At 43.3% G+C, this 22,160-nt stretch carries 15 protein-coding genes and 1 pseudogene; 7 read left to right on the plus strand and 9 right to left on the minus strand.

What is annotated here, in order from left to right; all coding sequences use genetic code 11:
* Nucleotides 1-25: 25 nt before the first annotated feature.
* On the minus strand, nt 26-832 hold the full coding sequence (locus tag VB693_RS20800; RefSeq protein ID WP_323267923.1) for an inositol monophosphatase family protein: 807 nt from the start codon (nt 830-832) through the stop codon (nt 26-28).
* Nucleotides 833-856: 24 nt separating this feature from the next.
* Nucleotides 857-2,284, minus strand: a complete 1,428-nt coding sequence (locus VB693_RS20805; protein ID WP_323267924.1) for a BCD family MFS transporter — start codon at nt 2,282-2,284, stop codon at nt 857-859.
* 165 nt (nt 2,285-2,449) lie between these two features.
* Between VB693_RS20805 and VB693_RS20810 the strand changes: the two genes are divergently transcribed.
* Complete coding sequence (locus tag VB693_RS20810; protein WP_323267925.1) at nt 2,450-3,397, plus strand: aldo/keto reductase; 948 nt, start codon at nt 2,450-2,452, stop codon at nt 3,395-3,397.
* 124 nt (nt 3,398-3,521) lie between these two features.
* Here the strand turns inward: VB693_RS20810 and VB693_RS20815 are convergent.
* The 3 genes and pseudogenes from VB693_RS20815 to rimO form a co-directional block, all read right to left on the minus strand.
* Nucleotides 3,522-3,756 (minus strand): annotated as a pseudogene (locus VB693_RS20815) (Uma2 family endonuclease); the annotation flags it as partial.
* A 120-nt stretch (nt 3,757-3,876) separates the two neighbouring features.
* The gene (locus VB693_RS20820; RefSeq protein ID WP_323267927.1) at nt 3,877-5,415 is read right to left on the minus strand and encodes a DEAD/DEAH box helicase; all 1,539 of its coding nucleotides are present in this window, start codon (nt 5,413-5,415) and stop codon (nt 3,877-3,879) included.
* 195 nt (nt 5,416-5,610) lie between these two features.
* Nucleotides 5,611-6,927, minus strand: coding sequence for a 30S ribosomal protein S12 methylthiotransferase RimO (rimO, locus tag VB693_RS20825; protein WP_190706174.1), 1,317 nt, complete (start codon nt 6,925-6,927; stop codon nt 5,611-5,613).
* A 726-nt stretch (nt 6,928-7,653) separates the two neighbouring features.
* On the opposite strand from rimO, the gene btpA reads away from it, so the two are divergent.
* The 5 genes from btpA to VB693_RS20850 all read left to right on the plus strand — a co-directional run bounded on the left by btpA (nt 7,654) and on the right by VB693_RS20850 (nt 12,885).
* Nucleotides 7,654-8,508: a photosystem I biogenesis protein BtpA gene (gene btpA / locus VB693_RS20830; protein WP_323267936.1), complete on the plus strand. Its 855-nt coding sequence runs from the start codon at nt 7,654-7,656 to the stop codon at nt 8,506-8,508.
* 65 nt (nt 8,509-8,573) lie between these two features.
* Complete coding sequence (locus VB693_RS20835; protein ID WP_323267928.1) at nt 8,574-9,569, plus strand: vitamin K epoxide reductase family protein; 996 nt, start codon at nt 8,574-8,576, stop codon at nt 9,567-9,569.
* Nucleotides 9,570-9,725: 156 nt separating this feature from the next.
* Nucleotides 9,726-12,020 (plus strand): CHASE2 domain-containing protein, encoded by a 2,295-nt coding sequence (locus VB693_RS20840; RefSeq protein WP_323267929.1) that lies wholly within the window; start codon nt 9,726-9,728, stop codon nt 12,018-12,020.
* Complete coding sequence (locus VB693_RS20845; RefSeq protein WP_323267930.1) at nt 12,007-12,129, plus strand: hypothetical protein; 123 nt, start codon at nt 12,007-12,009, stop codon at nt 12,127-12,129. The genes VB693_RS20840 and VB693_RS20845 overlap by 14 nt, the downstream gene beginning before the upstream one ends.
* A 519-nt stretch (nt 12,130-12,648) precedes the next feature.
* Nucleotides 12,649-12,885, plus strand: a complete 237-nt coding sequence (locus VB693_RS20850) for a hypothetical protein (protein ID WP_190706184.1) — start codon at nt 12,649-12,651, stop codon at nt 12,883-12,885.
* A gap of 196 nt (nt 12,886-13,081) precedes the next feature.
* Here the strand turns inward: VB693_RS20850 and nadB are convergent, their stop codons facing one another.
* The 3 genes from nadB to VB693_RS20865 all read right to left on the minus strand — a co-directional run bounded on the left by nadB (nt 13,082) and on the right by VB693_RS20865 (nt 16,444).
* Nucleotides 13,082-14,758: an L-aspartate oxidase gene (gene nadB / locus VB693_RS20855; protein ID WP_323267931.1), complete on the minus strand. Its 1,677-nt coding sequence runs from the start codon at nt 14,756-14,758 to the stop codon at nt 13,082-13,084.
* 178 nt (nt 14,759-14,936) lie between these two features.
* Entirely contained in the window at nt 14,937-15,365 is a 429-nt protein-coding gene (gene psbU, locus VB693_RS20860) for a photosystem II complex extrinsic protein PsbU (protein WP_323267932.1), read from the minus strand.
* A 299-nt stretch (nt 15,366-15,664) separates the two neighbouring features.
* Nucleotides 15,665-16,444 carry a DUF3120 domain-containing protein gene (locus VB693_RS20865; protein ID WP_323267933.1) on the minus strand — a complete coding sequence of 260 codons (780 nt, stop codon included), beginning with the start codon at nt 16,442-16,444 and terminating at the stop codon, nt 15,665-15,667.
* 269 nt (nt 16,445-16,713) lie between these two features.
* Here VB693_RS20865 and VB693_RS20870 point away from each other — a divergent pair, with 269 nt between their 5' ends.
* Nucleotides 16,714-17,676 (plus strand): undecaprenyl-diphosphate phosphatase, encoded by a 963-nt coding sequence (locus VB693_RS20870; RefSeq protein ID WP_323267934.1) that lies wholly within the window; start codon nt 16,714-16,716, stop codon nt 17,674-17,676.
* A gap of 82 nt (nt 17,677-17,758) precedes the next feature.
* On the opposite strand, the gene VB693_RS20875 is transcribed toward VB693_RS20870, so the two are convergent.
* Nucleotides 17,759-22,160, minus strand: a 4,402-nt coding sequence (locus tag VB693_RS20875) for an RHS repeat-associated core domain-containing protein (protein ID WP_323267935.1), incomplete at its 5' end; no start/stop codon positions are given.

Below are 22,160 nucleotides of genomic sequence, written 5' to 3' on the forward strand. Positions count from 1 at the left end.
TTGATCAAAAAGCTGGAAAAACTTGTTAGATTTCCATCTTTTGAGTAAAGGGGGTAAAAAATGGCACTAATTCCGAGCGACTGACAACAAGGGTAGGGAAAGAGCGATCGCTATAATCTTCTGCTGATACCAAAGGAAATGGCTCTGAATCCAGGGATATCCAACTACCGCCAGCCGCTTGCACAATCACCCAAGCTCCTGCTATATCCCATACTTTGGGTGTTGCTTCCACACCGCCTAAAGTCGCTCCAGTCGCAACGGTGAGAAAATTATAACTAGCTACACCCAGCATCCGAATTTTGCAGGGAAAGCCTTGTTGCACCACAGCCAAGCTGCGAGAACAGAGATTAAAGAAATGATTACTGCTGGGAGCATCAATACTAGTATGAATGGGATGATGATTAAGAAACGCTCCCGATGGTGTGGTTAAACCAGAATCACCTGACCAAAATCCGTGAAAGGCTTGATTCAGAGGTGGTACATACACATAACCGAAAATTGGTGTACCTCGATATAACAAACCCAAAGAAATTGACCAGATAGGGATACCCCGTGTAAAGTTGGTTGTCCCATCTAAAGGATCAATTACCCAACACCATTCTGTACCAGGAAAAATCTGATCGCTTTCTTCACTCAAAATTCCATAACCAGAGAAAGTAGAAGCGATCGCATCCCGAATTTCTTGATCAGCCCATTTGTCGGCTTGTGTCACCAAGCTACCATCAGCTTTTTGTAAAGCTTGCACCTGACCATAATCTTCCATGAGTCGCTTTCCCACCCTGGTAGTAGTGGTTTGGGCGAAATCGAGAACTGTCGTCCAAAAATCATTCATTGATAAATTCTCACCAAAGCCGTTTTAGTCTAAATCACTTTCTAATACAGAAGCGATCGCTTGCTTGGTATTGGTTTGAAATTCTGTCACGTTTACCCGATTGAGAAACCAAATCGACAGCACCATACCTAAAGCTTCCAAAGCAAATACTAATCCATAGGCTAATTCTAATGTTGGTAGCAGATTCCGGCCTAAATCTAAAACTGCACCACCTGCAACTACTGCTAGTCCCCTAGAAACGGACTGTGCTAATCCCCAAGCACCAATAAATGTACCTGCGCTTTCCGCAACTGTGAGATCCAGCATCAAGCTAATTGCAGCTGTCGTTAAAAACCCAGTCGCTAACCCAAATAAAACTAAAGCAAACTTCAAAAAGGCAGGATTAGCCGAAAATCCCGACGCACCCAACAATAACGCCGCAAATGCGACTAAAATACAGCCCAAGCGTGCAGTTCTGCGTTTACCCAAGCGCGGTACAATCAGAAAGCCTGTGACTCCGTAGGCAATCAACAGACCTGTACCATAAAAAACGTTGAGTTTGGTACTTTCAGCCAAAGGCATTTTAAACACTTGACCCGCAAAAGGTTCGAGAATCGGGTCTTGCATGAACAAGGAAAATGTCATCACCAATAAAAAGGTGAAAAACAACCCTGTTTGGGGACTAGCTGTTAAAATCTTCCACGCTGCACCCAAGGTGATGCTGTCTTCCCGGTTGCTGAGACTAGAACGGCTAGCGTAGAAAGAATACTTTTTTTCTACACCCCAGGTAGCGACAAACGACAACCCAAAGACAATCGCCGGCACAATCAAAAACAGTCTGTTAATTGCTGCCTGTAAAGTCAGTATGTTGGCTTCTGGTGTTAATTGTTTGAGCAAACTAGAACTAATAATTGCCCCGACAATAATCCCCAGCATCAGCATTGACCAGACGACACCGACGACTTTAGAACGGTTATCTTCCTCGGAGATATCCACCAATAAAGCCGCAAAAGCCGTACCACTAGCGCAAATTGCTAGACCGTAGACGGCAAAAACTAACCCTAAAACTGCTGTCCAGCCAATAGTAGCCGTTGTCCACACCCAGCCACTAGAATCATTGGCTACACTATTTAACTGCCACATTACTTGTACAGCTAAAAAAGCCGCGATCGCAAATATTGCTGCACCTATCCAAACATAAACTGTACGGTGATAACCCCACAAAGGCTTGGCATCGGAAATCTGACCAAACCAAATCCGCGAAGGAGAGACAAATGCAGGCAATGCGAGTACCAACGCCACTAACGTCGCCGGAATTGCTATTTCTTGAATCATGACTCTGTTTAGTACACCCAGAGTCAAAATAGACATCATCGCCAACCCCATTTGAAATAGGCCAAGGCGAAACATAGTGAAGAGATTCACTCTCTTAACAGACTCAGGTTTTATTGACTCAAAATTGCTGGTTGTCATTGATAATTCACTGAAAACACTACAGGATTTAGTCGTTCTTTAACTTAAGATAAACCCTGCCCATCCCCAATCTGTCAATTTTCATGCAGTTTAGGGCAACTTCTCGATGATGCTAAAGCTACACTAAGAAAGTAAAGAAATGTAAACAAACTAAAATTTACTATCGTGGAAACAATCACATTGGGGAAAAATGGCCCATCTGTCACCCCCCTTTGCATTGGCACTTGGGCTTGGGGTGATAAACTGTTTTGGAATTATGGCGACGACTACGGACAAGAACAGTTACAAGCAGCATTTACCGCCGCTTTAGAAGCTGGTGTGACCTTTTTTGATACCGCAGAAGTTTACGGACTAGGACTATCAGAAAAATTTTTAGGACAATTTCTTCAGCAAACACAGCAGCCAGTACAAATTGCCACGAAATTTGGCCCCCTACCTTGGCGATTTTCAGGACAATCTGTTACTGATGCGTTAACAGACAGTCTGAACCGCCTGCAATTAGAAAGTATTGCCCTGTATCAAGTACATTGGCCTTTTGCCTTCTTTTTAAGTCAAGAAACTTTGTTGAACACCTTAGCCGATGAAGTGAAGCGGGGTAGAATTGCGGCGGTTGGTGTTAGTAATTACTCCGCCGCACAAATGCGCGAAGCTCATCAAATATTAGCAGCTAAAGGAATACCATTAGCGGTTAACCAAATACGCTATTCTTTACTAAGTCGCCAAATTGAAAGCGAAGGGATCTTGGCAACTGCCCGTGAGTTGGGTGTAACAATTTTGGCATATAGTCCTTTAGCTCAGGGATTGCTTACAGGGAAATATACGCCTGAAAGTTCTGCTAATCTTAGCGGTGCAAGAAGATTAGATCCCAGATTTAGCCAGGAAGGAATGCAAAAAATCGCACCAGTGATTTCTTTATTACGCAGCTTAGGGGAGAAACGCGATCGCACTCCAGCCCAAGTTGCTCTTAATTGGTTAATTGCTCAGGAGAATGTCATTCCTATTGCTGGGGTAAAAACTGCCGAACAAGTACAACAAAATGCTGGCGCGTTAGGTTGGAAGTTAAGCGACGATGAAGTTCAGGAATTGGAAAAAGTCAGTCGTCCTTGGAGATAGGAACTGGGGACGAAGAATTTTAGATTTAGATTATTTATGTCATTAAAAGCGTTCGTGTCTCGGAGACGCGGACGCTTTTAATGACTGTAAATATTTTTGCTCATCTACCTAGCACCCATTCAACTTTATTACCATTTTTTGTTTCCAGGTCAGGCAGAATAAAACCAGCACTCGAACTAGTTACTCGTCCAAGTTTACGCGGACGTACCCAGTTGCTAAGTAATCGAATTAACTCAGCAGCTATTTTTTCTGAAGTATAATCCGATGGTTCTCTAACCAGGATATTACCGTCCACTAGTTCCATCTGCCATTCTGGATGTTCAGCTTGTAGCTGCTCTAAGGAATGAGATTGTGAACATCAGACTAGAAATATTGCATCACTATCTATGTTCCTACAAGCTGATAAAAACAATTAGTCAACACAAGGAGTCATGAGTCATGAGTTCCGAGTAGACAAAATCATACTCCCACTCAGCACTCTATGAAGCTGATTCTCTAGTTGCGGATGAGCCTAACTTTTGATTACCAGAGGAAACCGAAGGTTCACGACGACCTGAGCGTAGTTTTGGCTTGGAACTTCCACGTCTGTCTTCGTCACCGTTGTTGTTATCGGATCTGTTCCAGTTAGAACGGTTTCTGTCACCGGAAAATTCACGCCGCTTGCTGAGTTTGGGTTTGGGAGATGATGTGGTTTCTTCAGGAATTTCGACATCCGAACTTAACCACGCGGGACGAGTTTGATCGTAAGCGATTTGTAGTGCCGCAGCTGCGATCGCCTGTGCGTCGTATTGTTCAATCAGTTCGCTGATAATGGGCAAGAATGAAGCTAAACGTTCACCAGCCAAAGCTTCTCTGACTTGTCCTTGCAATTTCATGATGTGGCGTGCTTCGATTTGCGCCCGTGTGGGAATGGAAAGCAACTGCCAATTTTGCCGCACATGGCGTTCAAAGATTTGCTGTTTGCGACGCTCAAAGGGTTGTACTAGGGTGATTGCTGTACCTTCTTTCCCGGCGCGACCTGTCCGGCCAATGCGGTGAACGTAGGTTTCAACGCTATCGGGAAGGTCAAAGTTGATTACATGGGACAGTTGATCGACATCTAAACCCCGTGCAGCAATGTCGGTGGCTACTACCCAGCGTACCTGACGATTACGGAAACGATTGAGTAATCTCTCCCGTGCTTGTTGGGATAAATCGCCGTGATATTCATCGACACTGTGACCAGCCGCTTGCAGTAGACTGGTGAGTTCGGCGGCGGTGCGTCTGGTGCGGACAAAGATTAAAGCGGTCTCTGGGTCTTCCATTTCCAGAATTGGCTGTAAAGCTTTGGCTTTTGTCCAGTGACGAGGAATGAGATAAGCTACCTGATTGATTTTGTTGGGGGTGGCTTTTGGTTGCTCAACTGTGACAGTCACAGGCGATCGCAAAAACTTGTTGACCAACATCCGAATCGATGGTGGCATGGTAGCTGAAAATAGAGCAGTTTGGCGTTCTTGGGGTGCTTGGGAGAGAATTCTCTCAACATCATCGATAAAGCCCATGCTCAACATTTCATCGGCTTCATCTAATACAAACCACTTGACTTGATCAAGTTTCAGATTACCCCGTTCTAGTAAATCAATTACTCGTCCGGGAGTACCGACAACTACATGAACACCACGCTTGAGTTGCATAATTTGGCGATCAATTGATTGACCACCATAAATTGCTAACACCCGCAAGCCACTATGACCAACAAATTGGGACACAGCATCGTGAACTTGAATGGCTAACTCGCGGGTAGGAGTTAAAACTACGGCTTGCACACCTCTTTGCTGAACATCAATCCGCTCTAGCATTGGCAGGGAAAAGGCAGCTGTTTTGCCTGTACCCGTTTGTGATTGACCTACTACATCTCTACCCGACAACAGTTGGGGAATAGCTTGCGCTTGAATGTTGGTAGGTTCGGTAAAACCAAGTTTTTCTAAGTGTTCAACGCGTTCTTGTGAAATGCCTAGTTCTTGAAAAGAAAGATTCATCAAATCTCCTCGATTGTGTTTTTTACTTTGAAATTTGTAAATTGAAACTTTATTAGGGGACTGGGGACTGGGAATTTTAGATTTTGGATTGAATCATCTAAAATCCACTTATTGAAAAGCTGGGGACTGGGTAAAGAATAAATCTTTTAACCTTTTTCCCTTCTGTCACCTATCACCTGTCACCTGTCACCTGTCTTATGCGACAACTTGACCAAACAAATCATACTCATCCGCGCCATGAATCTGGACGGGTACGATAGTTCCTAACTTGGCCTCGCCACCAACGTAGACTTGTCCATCAACTTCTGGGGAAAATCTGCCAGAACGGCCGATTAATTTCCCACTTTCAGGGTTTTCTTGCTCAATCAGGACTTCAACAATTTTGCCGACTTCCTGCTGATTTTTTTGCCAAGATATGGGCTGCTGGATGGCCATAATGCGATCGCGACGTTCGTCCATGACAGCTTGTGGCAGTTGATTGGGTAGTGTGTATGCGGCTGTTCCCTCTTCTGCTGAAAAGGTAAAGACTCCCACATGGTCAAATTCATGCCGTTGCACAAACTCAAGTAGATGCTCAAAATGCGCTTCTGTCTCTCCAGGGAAGCCTACTATTAATGTTGTCCGCAACACTGCACCTGGTACGGCTGTTTTCAGGCAAGTGATAATTTCATCATTCACTCGCCCTTGCCAAGGACGGTTCATAGCCCGCAAAATCTCTGGATGAGAATGTTGCAGAGGCAAATCCAAGTAAGGTAAGACGTTAGGTGTCTCTTGAATTGCCGCTATGACATCTGGGGTTAGCCCAGTGGGATAGGCATAGTGCATCCTAATCCACGGTACATCCACTTTCCCCAACGCCCGCAGCAATTGTGCTAATTTGGGCTTACCGTAAATATCTAACCCGTAGTTAGTGGTGATTTGGGAAATGAGAATGATCTCTTGCACCCCTTGAGAGGCTAGTTGCTGGGCTTCAGCAACTATCGATTCTATGGTACGCGATCGCTGGTTACCGCGCAGATGGGGAATAATACAAAATGCACAACGGTAATCACACCCTTCTGCGACTCGCAGGTAAGCAACTCCTTCGGTAGTGGTGCGGTAGCGCGGTGTTGTTTCGTCCGCAATGTAAGTTGGTTCGGCACTAACCTGTTTAACCCGCTCACCTTGCTCTACCCTTTCAATGACATTGACGATTTGATGATAATCTCCAGTGCCAACTACAGCCACGGCTTCAGGCAATTCCTCCAACAATTGTCCTTGGAAATGCTGGGCCATACAGCCTGTAATTACTATTTTTTTGTTTGCTTCTGCGAGTTCTACTAATGTTTTAACAGATTCTTCCCTAGCTGCTTCAATAAAACTACAAGTATTGACTATAACGTAATCTGCTAACTCTTCATTTGCATCTACACCATATCCTGCTTCTACCAGCAGCCCTAACATATGTTCTGTATCAATTCTATTTTTCTCACAACCCAAGTGAGAAATTGCTATTGTTGGCTTTTCACCCATATTTTGAAAAAATTTTCCGGTTTTTGCTTGTTGTCAAACACAAACAGCAGTAATTTTGCTCTTTGTGGTTCGCACCCTAGCAGTTACATTACTCCGGTGGGGTGTTTCCACTGTCAGTAACCGCCTCAAACCTATGACCTTAGTTATGTTCAGGTCATGTTATGATGTTTTTATTAGTCTGTTTCCCAGGTAAAAATTAAGTGTCTTTGGGTACATTTGACACTTGTAATCTTTTTTAACAAATCGCCTGTTGGTATTTTATACTACCGCAGCGTGTGCGTTGTTAATTTACCCATCGGGAAGCCGCCCAAAGGGCTGTTTGTGAGAAGTCGCTACCCTCAGGGAAATCGCACTTGCGACTACGCCCCATGAAGCAGTAATGCTGCCCTAATGTCTAGGCTATGCCAACGACGATGCGTGAGCAAAGTGCCTAAACCAAGGAAAGCTGCCTTGCGTGTTGTGAGTGGCAAACTCCTCTTGTAGCCAGGTTTTATCTTAACATATCTTATGGTGAGTTTTACGCTAAATTCTATCTTCAGGTGGAGGCAGTAAAACAACCAAAATAAAACAGACTTAAATGATAAGAAGGAATTGCGGACGAATCAATTCAAAATTCAATATTAGAGAATATTTGGAAGAGAGACAAGGAAGCAGAGAAGAGCAAGTAAATGCCCGATGCCCAATGCCCCATTCCCAATACCTGATGCCCTCACAATAGTAAAAGACGTGGACTTAGATCAGTTATTTAAAACCCGAACACCAATTATTGGCGTAGTACACTTGCTACCCCTCCCGACTTCACCACGTTGGGGAGGTAGCCTCAAGGCAGTGATTGACCGCGCCGAACAAGAAGCAACGGCTCTGGCTAGTGGCGGAGTTGACAGTATTATTGTAGAAAATTTTTTTGATGCACCGTTCACCAAAAATCATGTTGATCCAGCCGTTGTGAGTGCCATGACTATAGTAGTTCAGCGCATCCAGAATTTGGTGATGTTGCCTGTAGGCCTCAATGTTTTGCGAAACGATGGTCATAGTGCAATGGCGATCGCTAGTTGTGTAGGGGCGCAATTTATCCGTGTGAATGTTTTAACAGGGGTAATGGCTACTGATCAAGGATTAATTGAGGGGGAAGCCCATCAATTACTCCGCTATCGTCGAGAATTAGGTACTGATGTCAAAATTCTGGCGGATGTTTTAGTAAAACACGCCCGTCCCCTGAGTTCCCCCAATCTCACTGTTGCCGTCAAAGACGCTATTGAGCGAGGTTTGGCAGATGCGGTGATTTTATCGGGTTGGGCTACTGGTAGTCCCCCAAACCAAGAAGATTTAGAACTCGCTTGTGGTGCAGCCAATGGCACGCCAGTATTTATTGGCAGTGGAGCAAATTGGGAAAATGTTGCTACACTGTTGCAGGCCGCTAATGGTGTAATTATTTCTAGCTCATTAAAACGCCAAGGTCGGATTGAGCAACCAATTGACCCTATTCGCGTCAGTCAATTTGTGGAAGCTGCCCATCGGAGTTGGAACTCCAAAAGTGACAGTGACAGCAAATCAGCAAAACAAGTAAAGTTACATTCTTAGGGAGTAGGGAGTAGATAATTGTCCCCAGTCCCTAATCCCCAGTCCCTAATCCCCATTCACAGTTTATGATTCGCCGCCGTTCTACTCCCTGGATTCATAAGTGGTCACGGATAATAATTGCCGCGATCGCTGGACTTGGTGCTTTAAATACTGGCTATTTAACTATCGAAAAGTTAACCGGAGGTAGTGCTGCTTGTGTAGCCGAGGCTGGTGCTAAGGGTTGCAATGATGTCCTTGCTAGCCCTTGGGGGACAGTTTTCGGCCAACCACTCGCCTTATTTGGGCTTTTAGCCTACATCGGTATGATGGTTTTGGCTTTAGCACCTGTGGTTTTAAAAACAGACGAAAATAAAGGCCCCAAACAACTAGAAAACTTGACGTGGTGGCTACTGTTGGTAGGCGCGATCGCCATGTCTGTTTTTAGTGGCTACTTAATGTATGTACTAGCGTTTCAACTGAAAGCTGTTTGTCCTTATTGCATTACCTCGGCTTTGTTCTCCCTCAGTCTTTTAGTAGTGACTATTATCGGTCGCACCTGGGAGGACATTGGGCAAATCTTGTTGACTGCACTGATTGTAGGGATGGTGACACTAATTGGTACTTTGATTATTTATCAAGATATCAATCCCAATCGCAAGACCCCAAACGATCAAGTTAGTGTACCGCCTGGAAGGCTTGCCCCCTTCGTTCCCCAGAGCAATCCTGACCCTAAATTCGGTTGGGAAATCACTACTACTTCTGGTGAAGCGGAAATTGCCTTAGCACGCCACTTGGTTCAGGTAGGTGCTAAGGAGTACGTAGCTTATTGGTGTCCTCACTGCCATGACCAAAAACAGCTGTTTGGCAAAGAGGCTTACGATATCCTCGAAGAGAATCAGGTCAAGGTAGAATGCGCTGCTGATAGCCCTAATAGTAAACCTGAATTGTGTAAAGCTGCACAGATAACAGGCTTCCCCACTTGGATTATCAACGGTAAACCCTACAGTGGAGTCCAAGACCTTTCAGAACTAGCCAAGGTGACAGATTATACAGGTCTGAGTAACTTCAAATACTTTAGATAATATCACCATCCTCAAACTAAATTATTTGTGAGGGAGAAGAACCCCGATTTCTTTTAGAAATCGGGGTTCTGAATTATCGTAAATTATAGGTTCTAAGACCCCTCTCTTAAAAACTTGTCTTTAATTTTGAATTGTTAAGTCCAGTGGGTAATGGGAATGAGTCAGAAACTCAGGAAGCGTCTCGTAAAATTAATTTTGGGGCTAAAAGCATCGCTTAGTAGAGTTAACAGAGAATTAATTATTACCTCTGGCGTTGTCATTTTAGTCTTATGTTTACGCTATTTGGGATTATTACAATCCTTAGAGTTAGCGGTATTAGATCAATTTTTTCAGTTACGACCACATGAGCCTCCCAATCACCGGATTACGATAGTCACGATTGATGAAACTTCTTTACGTGAAGGATTCCCTATTCCAGATGTTGTGATTGCTGAATTATTGCAAAAACTACAAGCTCATCAACCCCGTGCTATTGGTTTAGATATCTATCGGGATGTGCCTATAAAAAATGGTCATGCAGCTCTAGTTGCAGCATATAAATCAATGCCCAATTTGATTGGTATTGAACTACTATCATCTCATGGTAAACAAACTGTTTTACCTCCACCAGATTTAAATCGCCAACAAGTAGGCTTTAACAATATACTGTATGACCCTGATGGCAAAGTCCGTCGGAGTTTATTGTATTGGCATATTGACAATAATTTACACGAAAGCTTTGCTTTAAAACTAGCGTTGTTGTATTTAAAATCAGAGGGTATTATTCCCCAGGGTGCAGCTAGTAACCCCAAGTATTTACAGTTAGGGAAGAAAGTATTTAAACGCTTTCAAGAGAATGACGGTGCTTATGTGCGATCTGATGCCAAAGGCTATCAAATTTTGTCTAATTTTCCTAAACCTGGTTGTAACAATACGCCAGAAAAAAGCTGTGGTTATCGCCAAATTAGTATGGCGGATGTGTTAGCGGATCGAGTCCCAACTAACTTGATTAAGGATCGGATTGTTTTAATTGGCTCTACGGCTTCTAGTCTTCAGGAGGTTGTATTTATTCCCTATTCTAGTGGGCTGATGACAGGAGCAAAGCCTGTCCCTGGGATTGTATTGCAAGCCTATTTTGTGGATCAATTAATCTCAGCAGCTTTAGACGGAAGACCATTATTAAAAGTTTGGCCAGATTTTTGGGAATATTTGTGGATTTTTGCTTGGTCTTATATCGGAACTGCAACTAAATGGCGAATCTGGCGACCTCTACCTAGATTTTTACATAAATTTGTAGAACAATGGAGTACACCAATCCGTAATCTTCCTATTAGCAAGAATGCGGGTAGTGTAATTTTGTATTTCACTTACATGAAAAGTGCTGTCAGTGTGATACTTTCTTGTTTGGTGCTGATCATTGGTGCATATCTAGCTTTCTTGTCTGGTTGGTGGATACCACTGATTCCGCCACTACTGACATTTAGTGGTTCAGTCATCTGGATAACTTATCATTTGGCTCATATGCAGGAAGAGTTGAAACGCTCTAGAGAGTTTTTACAGCAAGTAATCAATACGATCGCTGACCCCATTTTTGTGAAAAATGAACAACGTCAATGGATTGTGTTAAATCAAGCTTATTGTGAATTTATTGGTCATCCTGATACTGTGCTGATTGATCAGTCGGATGTTGATTTTTTCCCTAAACATGAAGCTGACATTTTCCGCGAGCAAGATGAGTTAGTTTTATTGACACAGCTACCCCAGGAAAATGAAGAAGAATTTACTGATGCTTATGGGAAAACCCATCTAATTGCAACTAAGCGATCGCTTCATAAAGATGCAGCTGGAAACTTCTTTTTAGTAGGGGTGATTCGAGATATCACGCAGCGCAAATTGATGGAAGATGAACTCCGGCGGACTGCGGCTGAGTTGTTTCGCTCTAATAGTGAACTCAAACTCAAAGAAGACCGTTTGCGTTATTTAGCCTATCATGATTCTCTGACCGGGCTACCTAATCGTAAATTTTTCGCTGAACAACTGCAAGAATCCATTGACTGGGCGCACAATAATCATCTATTACTGGGGATACTGTTTCTTGACCTCGATGGTTTTAAGCAAGTTAACGATACCCTAGGCCATGAAATCGGCGATCGCTTGTTGGTAACTATTGGTCAGCGATTAAGCAATTCCCTACGTGCTAGTGATACTGTTTCTCGCTTAGGTGGCGATGAGTTTACAGTGCTTTTACGAGCTATACCTAATGAGCAAGTAGCAGATAAAGTCGCAGAGAAAATTTTAGCTAGTATCTCTGAACCAATTGTTTTAGCGGGATACACTACTAAAGTTTCGGCTAGTATTGGCATCAGTATTTACCCTGTAACGGGTCAAGATGCTGATACATTACTGAAACAAGCAGATGCTGCTATGTATCGCGCGAAGAATCTGGGGAAAAATCGCTATGAATTTTTTTAGGGGTAAGGGAGTTGTGAGTGCTGTTAGCGGTAGCGCGGCGTTAGCCGGTGCTGAGTGGATGCAGGCTTTATCAATCCACAATCGAATTACCCAATGCCCAATTCATTAATGACTCATGATTCATTTATTCTTGAACTTTCTTTAAGTTTGATCGATAAAAATTCATGAAAAATTTATATAAGAGCTAATTTACTATCCATATTCACCAAATTCTTACATAAATCTACTATCAGTAGCTCAAATTTTTTAAGTGATTTTACAGAGCAAATACTTATTTAAGTGAGTATTTACACATGAAAATGTTAAGATTTTATTAAATAAATATGGCAGAGATAATTCTTTTGTGGTACTTAATGAACATATATAACTTTAGGCTGAGTTTTACTTCTAACTTTAGAGTGATGTAAACTACTGGCTTTCAGTTGTATTTCTTAATTGTCAAGCTTGTTTGAAGATCAAAATCCGTATTTCGGCTACTCTTTTTACTAAATACTTGTCAATTAAGTAGTTTTTTCGGTAAATAAGCAAAAACTTTTCCAAAATTTTGTTTTTGGAAAAGTAATTCAGTTTCCTGTATTTAACAAAACACGCGCGATAAATTCACAATATTTTCTGGTTACAAAGAGCTATGACGACAAAATTGCAAATCATTAGTGCTGTGATGTTGTGTCTCAGTGCTTTTTTGGTAATACCAAAGGTTGCTGACGCTACGGCCACTTTTCGTCATTTACCAAATCTTGCTTCTCATCATCCTGATAGTAAACCTACAAAAACTCGTCAATATCAGCAAAAAGATGTAGTTAATACTTACGTTCCACCAAATTATGGAGGGCCAGACAGCGAGTATGGGAGTGGTACTCGCTAAATCTTTTTTTTGAAAAAATGTGGAAAGCACAAACTAAAGAAGTCTGGTCACAAGGTGGTTCTTGTGGCAAAATTCTCGTGTCTCAACACAAAAGCTATGGTATATGAGGTGTAGAGAACTTTCAGTATTTATACTCGCTCTTTCTGAAAAGAGTATAGTCAATGAAAGCACTTAGTAGAATTTACTTAAGAAAGATTTAAGATTTCACAATTGACGATTTACTCCATCGGTACTTATGTACTAAAGTGTGAGTTTGCCAATGAGGATTGGGGTGGGGGTAGTCTAAACGATAATGTCCACCCCGGCTTTCAGTTCTAAAGGCAGCACTTTTGAGGATGAGATAAGCTACATCCAATAAATTGCCAGTTTCTGCCCAAAGTCGGACTTGTTGATCAACGTCTAGAAAATTGAATTTAACAGGTTCATTGGGATGTAAAGCCATTAAGAATTGACTCAAAGGCAAATCCTCGAAATCTTGCCGCCAGGATTCTAAAGTAGCGATCGCACTCAATAAACTTGACTCTTCCCGACAAATACCAGCACTTTGCCAAACTAGGCGGGGTAATTTTTCCCTGATGGTGGCTAGCTGTGTTTGTTGGTGTTGCCATTCGTTAACATCAATATTAAATTCCCGTGAGGGTAATCCTGGTAGTTCTGCGTCTTCTTCATCAGGAAGTTCTATTTGTGCCAACTGTGCGCCAAAGACAATACATTCCAACAGGGAATTACTGGCTAGGCGATTAGCCCCGTGTACCCCTGTACTGGCAGTTTCTCCCACTGCGTATAATCCCGGAACATTGGTACGATTCATCAAATCAGTAGCAATGCCACCCATCCAGTAATGGGCGGCTGGGGCGACAGGGATGGGTTGATGAAAGACATCAATCCCCCAATGCTGACAAACTTTCAGAATGTTGGGAAAACGCTGGCGAATTTTGTCAGGGGGGATAGGGCGCATATCTAACCACACATTGGCAGTAGCTAGATCAACGGCGGTACGTTGCAGATGGCTAAAAATGGCTCGACTGACTACATCTCTAGGCGCGAGTTCACCAGAGGGGTGATAGTCAAAAGCAAACCGCCGTCCTTCATCATCAATCAGGTGTGCGCCTTCCCCACGGACAGCTTCACTAATCAGGAAGCGTCCAGGTTTAGTTAAAGCAGTGGGGTGAAATTGAACAAATTCTAAATCGCGGAGAATTGCCCCCACCCGCCAAGCGATCGCCACTCCATCGCCGGTACTAACGGCTGGATTGGTAGTCTGGGCAAATACCTGGCCGCCGCCACCTGTAGCTAGTACCACAGCCCTAGCTTTGATCCAGCTAATTTCACCTTGATAAAACAGACTAATTCCCTGACACTTACCACTTTCAGGTTCTAGCCACAGACTCAAAGCTAAAGCTTGCTGAATTACTTGAATATTTGGACGACGTAATACTTGGGCGGTAAGAGTCGTTGTCACTTCTCTACCGGTGGTGTCAGCAGCGTGAAGAACCCGGTGACGCGAATGGGCTGCTTCTAACGTTAATGCTAAAGCTTGGGCTTGTCCATGACGATCAAAAGCCACCCCCAAGTTTACCAAAGATTGAATACAACTAGGGGCGTGTCGGGCGAGGAACTCTACAGCTTCAACATCACATAAACCTGCGCCTGCTTGGAGTGTATCTTCAATATGAAGGGCAGGAGAATCATCTGGAGCGATCGCGGCGGCGATACCACCTTGCGCCCAATCGCTGGCTGAAAGAGCAACTGTTTCTTTAGTAATCAAGCCAACACGCAAAGATTCTGGCAGACACAAAGCTGTATAAAGTCCGGCTGCACCAGCACCGACTACTAAAACGTCAAATTGGCTAGGTATGTCTATTTGTGGCAAGGTTGGGGACTGGGGACTGGGGACTGGGGACTAGGAATCAGGAAGCAATACTCAACCTTAATTACGAATTACGAATTACGAATTACGAATTAGTAATTTCTTCCCTTCTTAAATAATAAGACTCCCACCCCCTGGATAGAGGGTGGGTGAGTCTTCTTGACAGGAACTACATGAAAAATTATCTGTAGATACCGTTGTTAAAGCGATCATCGCCTTCATTGAAAACAGATTCTAGTTCTGTCACAGTGAAGTTATCAAAATTAGCTTGCAGCAGTTGCTTTTGGCGATCGCTCAATCCAGGTAAATCCAAGATATCCTCTACCTTAGAGTAAGGAGCATTCTTGATAATTTTTTTCGCCAGAGTGGGGTATAAACCTGGATATTGTTGAAAAGCTCTGACGTTGGTATTATTCAAATCAACTTTTTTACCGAACTCTGTTGCTAGTTTGTCGTCTGCTCGATTCCTCCGTTCAACTGCTAAAACTGGGACTTGAGGCATAACGAAACTTTGTAAATTGGCAGCTTGGGCAATCTGAGTTGTTCCCAACCATCCCCAACAACCAAGCAACAAACTAAATACTGTTAATAAACGCGCCAATCCTTTCACGATTTTTTACCTCTTTCCATCAAACTGAAATAACAGCGTTAAGCTCACAGCTGCCAACAATATCTAGTCCATCATCCATAGTTGTGACTATTGACTCTCGATTATTAACTGTTGACTAAAAGCTGATGGCTTAATCTACACACAGCAGCCATCAGAAACTAATATACAGCTTATTAATGGCCACAATCTTTGCTGATACTTGCTTGGCAACAGAAATTAGGCTAGATACTGGAGCAAGAAGAGAAGACAGACAAGGGAAAATACGGTTTATTTAAGGATAGTTAACGATTTTCCTATTCTTAAGCTGCCAAAGCCGCTAAAAGAAATAGACTATCTACCAAAATTGTACTTAAGACTGCACCACCAAAAGCATACAAGTGTCGCTGTCTTTGGCTTAAAGGGATAACACCTGCAACTAGCAACACTATTGCTAGGATAATTGCCCAGGTTACACCCCAAGGAGTTTGTACTTGTGTAACGGCAGCTTGTAAAATCGGTGACACATTGCTAGGTTCTACCTGCATGATTTGCCGCCAATAGGGTATCAAGTCTACTAAATAAAAGTAAATATCTGTTAAGACTGTACCGAGTAAAGAACCTAAATAAAACCAGTTACCAACTTTGCCCCAATTACGCACTAAACACCAACAGGCAAAGGGTAGACCTATTGATTCTACTGGTAGATGCCATAAAGGCTCAAAACGCAACCAACCCCAGTAAATTGCCCCTGCTAGCCAACTCCAGCTAAAGCCTAAAAGCAAATCTCCCCAAAGATAAGTAGCAGAGCGTGACATTAATTTAAAACTCAGCCATACCCAAAATCCGGTCATCGCTAAACTGAGAACCGGCAGCGATCGCACTAGTGGTGCTTCAATAAATACTGGCACTGAGACTAAAAACACTGCGGCGGCAAATATTAACCAAGTTTGTCGCCCAGGTACAACTAGGGGAAAAGAGGTAGAAGCTTGTAATGTTGATTCTAATTCCCTAATCTCCCTTGGTTCTGTTTCCCTTGGGAGTAATTCCGTAGTTATCGCCGTGGTCGAAGTAGTGTAAGAGGAAAAAGTATTATTAATCAAAATTTTAATAATTGTTACTAAACTTTATATTACCCAAAATACCATACGCCAAAATCCCCCCCTGGGGCATTTTTATCTTACTACGGTTTTGCGTGGGACAGGTGATAGGTGACAGGTGATAGGTGAAAAATTTCTCCCCATTACCCAGTATCCAATCCCTTGCACAGCCAACTAGAACATGAGATGCTTTGTTGGGTAATTTTCCTGGCAAGTTATTGAGACAGCTGTTTGTTTAATTATTGGTAATCACAGCGATCGCAGGTAGACTCATGACTTTATTGAAACGTCGGTGGTTTGTGCTGCTTGGTGCAGTCTCTGCTGTTTTATCGGTAGCAGCATTTCCAATCAAAGTTCTCAGTACCCCAACTAGTATCAGTACAGTTGGGGTGAAAGCAATGAATATTTGGCAGGCGATTGTTTTAGGCTTTGTGCAGGGAATGACTGAGTTTTTGCCAATTAGCAGCACAGCCCATTTAAAGGTAGTACCCGTAGCGTTAGGTTGGGGTGATCCGGGGGTGGCTTTTACTGCCATCATTCAGCTAGGTAGTATAGCCGCAGTGTTGTCGTATTTCTGGGAAGATTTAACCAGAATTATGAAGGGAGCTACCAGAGCGATCGCCCTGAAAGATTACAATGATTATGATTTTCGCTTGTTGTTGGGTATTCTTTTGGGAACTTTACCAATTATCTTTTTTGGACTGTTAATTAAAAGATTTATTCCAGACTTTGATAATTCACCGATTAGAAGCCTAGGCGCGATCGCCATTGCCTCAATTGTCATGTCAATTTTATTAGGCTTGGCAGAAAAACTTGGTCAGCGTCAGCGAGATTTTGAACACTTAACGATGCAAGATGGTCTATTGATGGGTTTAGCCCAAGCTTTAGCTTTAGTTCCTGGGGTATCTCGTTCTGGTTCTACCCTCACTTCGGGCTTATTTATGGGCTTACAACGGGAAACAGCCGCGAGGTTTTCATTTTTGCTAGGGATTCCCGCCATTACCTTAGCGGGGTTAGTGGAATTAAAAGATTTGTTAGGTACAAGTTTAGGCGATGGGGCGATTATTCCCCTGGTAGCGGGAGTAATTTCAGCGGCTATTTTTTCTTATATTGCGATCGCAGGGTTACTGCGTTTCCTCAAAACTCAAAGCACTTGGGTGTTTATTTGGTATCGATTGTTATTTGGTGTAGTAATTTTAAGTGCAATCAGTGCCGGACTGTTGAACAATAGTTGACTATTAGCAAGTCAGCAGCCATTAGAAATGACTACTGACTGCTGACATTTCATTGAATCTTGTTAAGGTAACACGGACGTTATTAAGCTATGGCAAAGATATCAGTATGAGCGATCGAGGGCTTAGAACTGAGAACAGCAATTTGTGTAGCTGCGATCGCGCCTGTGCCATCAATGTCAAACAATAGACTGCCATTTGTCACATTGTAAATAAATCGATCTGACGCATCAGCCGCAGCTGTTCCTAGTACAAATTGCGCGGCTGTAATTGTTGTACCTGCTACTAAACCACCACCGAAACCAGAGGCAGAAACATAAATTTTGTCACCTTGACTACTCAGAAAATCAGTAATAGTATCAATCCCTTGATTAGTAGCATTGATGGTAAATTGGTCTGCTCCAATGCCACCTGTTAGCGTATCATTGCCGAAACCTCCAACCAGAATGTCATTCCCTGTACCTGTGGTGATGGTGTCGTTTTTACTTGTACCTGTGATTTGGAAACGGTTGATGTTGCTGAAACTGATGTAATCCAGGTAGTTGTAATTGGCTGCTTGGTAGCGGTAGGCACTTCCAGATGATTCACCGTTACTGGTGTAGGTCGTGAATCGCAACTCTTTGCCCACATCATCAATGGAGTAGTCCAGGATGAGTAGGTCATCGCCAACTCCACCATCTACGTTGTCGTTACCTAAGCCGGCATTGATTGTGTCATTCCCTGCACCCGTTTTGAAGGTGTCATCGCTGCGGTAAACCACACCATTAATTAGGGTGGGTTGGTTGATGTTGTCGTTACCTGTACCTGTGGTGATGGTGAAGTTCTCGAAGTTTTTGGCTGTGACTCCACCAATGACGACATTGCTATTCAGGCTGAGGTTGAGGTTGGTGGTTTGGGCTGATAGGTCTACTATCAGACGGTCTTTTCCTGCACCGCCATCGGCGATGTCGTTTCCGCCACCTGTGGTGATGGTGTCGTCGCCGTCGCCACCGTTGATGATGTCATTTCCTGCACCTGTGGTGATGGTGTCGTTTTTACTTGTACCTGTGATTTGGAAACGGTTGATGTTGTTGAAGGAGATTGAATCAATCCAAGTTCCTGTCGTCGATGTACGTCCTGCACTTCCTGAAGACCCTTCACTTCCTGTGTAGGCGTTGAAGGTCATTCCTGTTCCGACATCATCAATGGAGTAGTCGAGGATAAGTAGGTCGTCTCCCGCACCACCATCAGCGCGGTCGTTCAAGCCTAAACCTGGATTAATGGTGTCGTTACCTGCACCACCATTGAAAGTATCATTACTGCGGTAAACTACTCCGCCAATTAGGGCAGCTTGCAAAATTTGGTCATTGCCACTGCCTGTAGTTATGATGAAATTCTCAAAATTGGTCGCAGTTACAATTCCAGGTAAATTAATTCCACCACTAGGGTTAGTGATTGTGAGATTAATCGTTTGACCAGATAAATCCAAGTTGAGAGTATCATTACCACTGCCACCATCAAGGGTATCAATTCCTAATCCACCCCTAATAATGTCATTACCATCATTACCATTAACCTTGTCATTACCAAATCCACCATCTAGGTCATCATCGCCACTACCACCGCTAATTACATCATCACCATTACCACCGTTAATTCTGTCGTTGCCTAATCCACCATTGATAATGTCATTACCAGAAGTTCCGCCAATTACGTCATTTGCAATGCCTAAAAAGTTTGGTTGACGTAAGGCATTAAGATAACCTGAGAGTTGACTAGAAGCTAAAGCTTGGTTGATTTTTTGGTCATATTCGGTTTCTGATAGTCCAAAGCGGTTTTCATGAGCATCTAAACCAGCAATGACCAAACTCCAGTAAATAATGGCTTGATCTCCATTGGTTGGTGCAACCGCAACTAAACTGTTGAGAACGGTGTTTAAATCAGTGTTGCTTTCTAGGCTGTCACTAGCAAGGTTGTAGGTTGTATTAGGAAATAAATCGCGCAATGACCCTTGAACCAACAATCGTCCGCTAAACTCGCGGAATAAATTGTTCCAAATGCCCAATAAAATGTTAGATGCTTGAGGTCCAGGATCAGCTGGTGTTGGCCCACCTAAAGTTCCTCCACCTATTTGATAGAAGTTTTCGCCAAAGAAAACTTCCAAAAAGGCTAATTTTTGACCGTTAATATAACTACCACGGCTATTAGCGGTAATGTTTTGCACGCCAGCCCAGCGATAGAACAAAGCTTCAACTTGAGTTAGAAACTGGCTGTAAAACTGTTCGTAATTGCTAGTGTCTAGCAGTACCAAATTTCGCATCATACCGAGCAAGGTTGAGTCTTTGCTCATAGCGATGTATAGGTCTGGTAAGTTGCCGTAACCTTTGAGGGTTGGTAAAAACAGGGTTTCAGCTTTAAGTTGATAGTCCCTGGTGTCGTAACTTGTTACCTGATCTAAAGTGAACCAGACATCAACAATTTGTCTCGTTGTCCCATTGGTGAGGGTATAGGTGCTGGTACTGCTGATGCGATTGCCTTCATTGGTGAGATTAACAGTTTGGTAGTTGAGGTTAATACTTTTAATTCCCCAATCGTTTAAACTTCTGAGTTCCCCAACATCTGAAAAACCATCTTGATTTTTATCTCGCCAAACTCTGAGGTTAGCAAATTGAGCATCACTCGCATTGATGATGTTGTCATTATTACTATCTAGCTGTTTCAGAATAATAAAGCCATCAGTTGTGGCATTACCAAACAGTTCGGTAATGTCGTCAATCTGATAATTATTATTTTTGTCGATAGCCAGAATACCATCATCACCTTTAACCCAACCTGTTCTTTCTGCGAAGCCATCTGCATCAAGGTCGAAAAATGCTGTTGAATTTTGCAGGGAAATAAGTTCAATTCCGTCGTTATCAAGGTCGAAGACAAGAGGAGAAATAGCGTTTTTTGCTCCTCCCCATTGTCCTCCATACTTTGATCCAAGCGCACCTCCAATCGCACCTCCAACTATTCCTCCGTAAACAGCACCATAGGCTGCTCCTGTCCTTGCTCCAACACTCCCAACTATTGTTGCCCCAAGTAAAACTCCTGGAATGCCTCCAGGTAGCCCAGCTATACCTCCAGCTATACCTCCAACTATACCTCCGACTATACCTCCAGCTATACCTCCACCTATCGTTCCAGCTACTTCGCCGATCGCCCCTCCGATCACACCGCCGACGATTGCTCCAGTCGATCCATCGACCACTCCAACCCCGCCGCCTATTCCACCCCCTATTCCAGGTCGCGGCGTTGGTAGTGTTCTTCGTGTTCCGAGTGGATCGATAAAATTAACCGGATCGTTAAGTGTATAAGCATACAAATTCAATCCACCTGCCTGACCAAGTGGATCGGAATTCATAAAACGACCGGATGAAGGCGAATAATACCTCGCCCTCATGTAGTCCAGTCCACTCGCCTCATCCATGACACCCCATTGACCGACATACTCAAAGGGGTTGGCGACTCCTTCCGTCGTTGTTAAATTCTCACCAAAAGGACGATAACTATAACGGTTAACATAACTACCCGATGCACCTGTTAACCCGACTGTTGATCCGATCGCATCAAAATCATAATAATTAGCTACACCACCACTACCAAAACGCCCTACTAACCCTATCCCGTGGGTATAGTTGGCAATTAGCCCACCAGTGCTGTTATACTCACCAGTCACATTTCCCCATCCAAAGGGATCGACTAAATATTCGGTGCGTTGCCCGTTATACACAACAGCAGTGCGATCGCCGAACGCATTATACTCATAAGTAAAAGTACCTTGGGGGGTTGTTCCACTAATTAAACGATTCTCATCGTTGTAAACATAATTCCAAGTCTGACTTCCATCAACAACTCGAATTAAATTCCCATCTGCATCATAGGTATAAGTCGCACTACCAACTTGTGTGTATTGATTTAAATTATTAGCGGTATAGTTCGTTGTTACCCCGTTGACAGTGCTACTAATGCGATTCCCCGCCGCATCATAGACATAGCGCAAATCCTGATCTGTCAAACTTGGATTAGTGTAATCCAAAAAAGCACGGGTTAACTGTCCCGTGGCATCATACTCATACGTCCATTTTCCTTCTGCTGTCGTCACACTATTTTGACGACCTAAATTATCGTAGGCGTAGCGAAAATATGAATTTACAGTGCCATTAGCAGCATAATTCGAGATATCGGTCAGCTGACTGGAAGCATTATAGGTATAGGTTGTGTAAGTCCCGTTGCCGTTGGTTTCCTTGCTTAAGCGTCCGACTGTATCATAAGTATAAGTAATCAGACTTCCACCACTACCATTAGTTAACCCAACTAACCGATCATCTGCATCGTAGCTGTAGTTAACGGTGAATCCACTCTGATCCACCATCTTTGTCCGCTTTCCTGTGGTGTCGTAGGTGTATTGCAGCCAGCGTCCATCAGGATAACTAATTTTAGTTAGGCGATTATCTGTGTCATACTCT

Source organism: Anabaena sp. UHCC 0399, assembly GCF_034931465.1.
GTDB classification, from domain to species: domain Bacteria; phylum Cyanobacteriota; class Cyanobacteriia; order Cyanobacteriales; family Nostocaceae; genus Trichormus; species Trichormus minutissimus.